This window comes from Vibrio sp. YT-16 (assembly GCF_033337405.1).
Taxonomy (GTDB): domain Bacteria; phylum Pseudomonadota; class Gammaproteobacteria; order Enterobacterales; family Vibrionaceae; genus Vibrio; species Vibrio alginolyticus.
Window position 1 is genome coordinate 1 of the sequence record NZ_JAWOQQ010000164.1, and the last position, 1,029, is coordinate 1,029.

A 1,029-nucleotide genomic window follows, 5' to 3' on the forward strand; every position below is an offset into this window, starting at 1 on the left:
CTCAAACTGTTTGATCAAGCCATCATCAATGGTGGTGCAACTGAAAACGCAGAAATTTTGGATGCAGATTTTCAACGTCGTGGGTCGTTAATTGAAGCCAGAAAACCCGCGCTATTCCAAGCCAGACCTGAAACTATTCTTGATATGTTTTTGCATATCGCAAACGACTCAACCATTGAAGGAGTAAGCCCTCCAACCCTGCGACAACTGCGTACTGCACGTCGCCGCTTAAACAAGTTTTTACACACGATTCCAGCGGCTCGTGAAAAATTCTTAGCGTTATGTCGACACCCAAATGCACTTCATAAAGCATTCAGTTTGATGCACAGACTTGGGGTAATGGCCGCATATTTACCGCAATGGAGCCAGATTGTTGGTCAGATGCAGTTCGACCTGTTCCACGCCTACACGGTTGACGAGCACAGTATTCGCCTACTCAAACACATCAATACCTTTAACAATCCAGACAACCACGCGAAGCATCCGATTTGATGCGACATATACCCTCGCATGCAAAAGAAAGAACTGCTGATCATCGCAGCAATCTTCCATGATATTGGTAAAGGTCGCGGTGGTGATCACTCAGTGATTGGTGAAGGTGAAGCGTACGATTTCTGTATTGAACACGGGCTGTCGAAGCCAGAAGCTAAGTTAGTGGGCTGGCTGGTGAGGCATCACCTTCTCATGTCAGTCACCGCACAACGACGCGATATTTACGATCCTGACGTCATTACAGAGTTTGCGAAACAAGTTCGTGACGAAGAATCTCTTGAGTATTTAGTGTGTCTCACGGTTGCGGATATTTGCGCAACCAATCCAGAGTTGTGGAATGCTTGGAAACGCACGCTGCTTGCCGAACTCTTCTACTCAACGCAACGCGCACTACGTCGCGGATTAGAAAATCCGGTTGATGTGCGTGAGCGTATTCGCCATAACCAACAGATGGCTTCCGCATTGCTGCGCAAAGAAGGGTTTTCTGCGCGCCAAATCGAAGTGTTGTGGCAACGATTCAAAGCCGACTATTTCTTG

The 1,029-nt window shown here is 47.3% G+C and carries 1 pseudogene; it reads left to right on the forward strand.

The features are described 5' to 3' along the window. Positions 1 to 1,029 (forward strand): annotated as a pseudogene (locus tag R7F07_RS25485) (HD domain-containing protein); the annotation flags it as partial.